The sequence below is a fragment of the Aeromonas sp. HMWF014 genome (genome assembly GCF_963878295.1).
In the GTDB taxonomy this organism is placed as follows: domain Bacteria; phylum Pseudomonadota; class Gammaproteobacteria; order Enterobacterales; family Aeromonadaceae; genus Aeromonas; species Aeromonas popoffii.
This window is the reverse complement of record NZ_CAWNYS010000027.1, coordinates 1-2,512: the sequence shown is the minus strand read 5'-3', so window position 1 is coordinate 2,512 and position 2,512 is coordinate 1. Positions and strand designations below refer to the sequence as shown.

Sequence of the window (2,512 nt, the reverse complement as noted above, 5' to 3'; positions counted from 1 at the left end):
CTCCAAAACCGATGGTTGCGGGTTCGAGTCCTGCCGCCCCTGCCATTTTCAGAAAAGCCAGCTCATTGAGCTGGCTTTTCGCATTTCTGCGTTCCCGGTTTTTTCTCCCGTCACGCCTGCTCCGATGGCTGCCGTTTTTCGGCGGCGTCAGCCCATTTCCGGCACCTCTTTCCCTTCAGCTCCCGCCCTGCCCCTGACCGCTAGTTGTTATTGTGCCAGTTCGCCCTGTCGTTTCTGGCAATCGTGCTTCAGGGGACCGTGTGATACACAACATGGGCGGTGTCATTGCGTGTTGATGGCAAGCCGATAGCCAATGCTCAAGCCGTGGATTGTGGGCGTGAACATCACTTGAGGAGAGAGATTCATGAACAAGGCAGTTGAAACCCGGTTGAACAAGTCTCGCCCCGGTGGCTGGATGCCACAGGATAGTGCCCGTATCGAGCGCTGGATCCGGCGGATCAAGCACTATGTTGCCAACCAGCCGCGCGCGCTTGTGGCGCCGATCGCCGAATTGCGGGATCTGGTCAATGCCGACCCTTCGCTGCACGCCCAGGCCGAAGCCATGTTCAAGGAGGCCTGGCGCCACAAGCATCTGACCCCGCTCGGTCAGGTCGAGGTGCGATCCTTCGAGGAGTTTCTGGGGCTGCTCAACGGCATCATGACCACGGCCCCCGAGGCGTATCAGGATATCCCGACGCACGAGCCCTCCGGTCTCATCGGTTTTCCCATTAATGCGCTGCTCGACTGGCCCATGGCGACCCAATCCGGTTATCACTTTTTCGCCAATGCCCTGATCAACCAGCAGTTCAAGAAGATCCTCGATTACTGGGCGCTGTTTCTGCAAAGCCCGGCTTCGCGATACGTGCTGAACGAGCCGGTCAGTCGGCTGGATCGGGAGACTCTGGTGGTACCCTGGCTCGGCAAGGTAGCCATGGCCGAGATGGTCAAGGTGGCAACCGGCGCCCTGGGTGAGGGTTCCAATCCCACACCAGCCAGCTTCGAGCAGATCTTTCAGTGCGATCCGGCGGCTGAGTATTTTGGCTTCGGTAGCTGGGATGCGTTCTTCACCCGCACCTTCCGCCCCGGTGTACGGCCTGTTTCGGCGCCAGAGGATGACAACGTCATCGTCAACGCCTGCGAGTCTGCACCGCTGCAGGTGAAAAAAGAGGTGAGCCGCAGCGATCAGTTCTGGCTCAAGGGTCAGCCCTATTCGCTGGACAACATGCTCGATTTTGACGATCTGGCGCCTCGCTTCGAAGGCGGCACCGTGTATCAGGCCTTCCTCAGTGCGCTCAGCTATCACCGCTGGCATAGCCCGGTGAGCGGCATCATTCGCAAGGTGCGCATCGTCAACGGCACCTACTATCTGGAGAACCAGTTCGAGGGCTTTGGCGACCCGCAGGGGGCGGATCCCAGCGCCCCCAACAACTCGCAGCCCTTCCTTACCTCAGTGGCGACCCGGGCGCTGATTTTCATCGAAGCCGATAACCCCAAAATCGGGCTGATGTGCGTAGTGCCTGTGGGCATGGCCGAGGTGTCGAGCTGCGACATCACAGTGCGGGCGGGGGATCGGGTGAAGAAGGGGGATCAGCTCGGCATGTTCCACTTCGGTGGCTCGACCCACTGCCTGCTGTTCCGCCCCGGGGTCGAGCTGGAGTTCGAGTTTTACGGCCAGACTCCGAGCCTGGATGCCGGCAACATGCGGCTCAACACCGCCATAGCCCGGGTACGCTAGATCGTTTTTTTGCGGGCTGGATACACACAGGCCACCTCCTGGAGGTGGCCTGTTGACAGCGGCGGAGGGGGCGTCAGACGGGTTTTTGAGGGATTATTCCCATGCCGGATGGCAAGGGATATTGCCAGGATTTAGTTACTGATTCATTTAAAATCAACGGATTGAAATTCATGGTTCGGGATTTTCTGTCGATATAGTCCACACAGGGTGTGCAGCCTTGTTTGACGCCATTGAGACAGCCATAAGGATATCCCATGAATCTCTCCCTTCGCGGCAAGTTGTTGGCCACCAGTCTTGGCGTGGTCCTGATCACGGTCTGCCTGCTGGGCATGACTGCTTTCTATACTCTGAAAAACCAGACCCTGAGTGCCATCGACAGCGAGGCGCGCAACTACGCCAGCGCCTATGCGGAGGGGATAGGCAAATGGATGCAGGACAGGCGCGAGAGCCTGACCGCCCAGGTCGATGTCATCGCCAGCCACCCGACCTCCGAGCTGGTGCCCCATCTGCAGCAGACCTTGCGTTCCGGTGGCTTCGGGCTGGCTTACTACGGTTCGGAGGAGGGGGTGATGACCCGCAACGATCCCTCCCTCAACAAGGGTAACTATGACCCGCGCGAGCGGCCCTGGTATCAGGACGCGGTCAAGGCGGGCAAGCTCATCATCACCGAACCCTATGTCAGCGTGACCATGCAGCAACTGGTGGTAACCCTGGCCGAGCCCGTGATGCAGCAGGGTCGGCTGGCTGGCGTGGTCGGTGCCAACCTGGCGCTTGAAC

2 protein-coding genes are annotated in these 2,512 nt (G+C 59.6%); both read left to right on the top strand.

Features of this window, described 5'->3' with window-relative positions; translation table 11 throughout:
• Positions 1 to 364: 364 nt before the first annotated feature.
• On the top strand, positions 365 to 1,735 hold the full coding sequence (locus AAC083_RS00910; protein WP_108535656.1) for a phosphatidylserine decarboxylase family protein: 1,371 nt from the start codon (positions 365 to 367) through the stop codon (positions 1,733 to 1,735).
• Between the two features lie 254 nt (positions 1,736 to 1,989).
• Positions 1,990 to 2,512: cache domain-containing protein (locus AAC083_RS00905; protein ID WP_219927854.1), on the top strand; the 523-nt coding region annotated here is incomplete at its 3' end.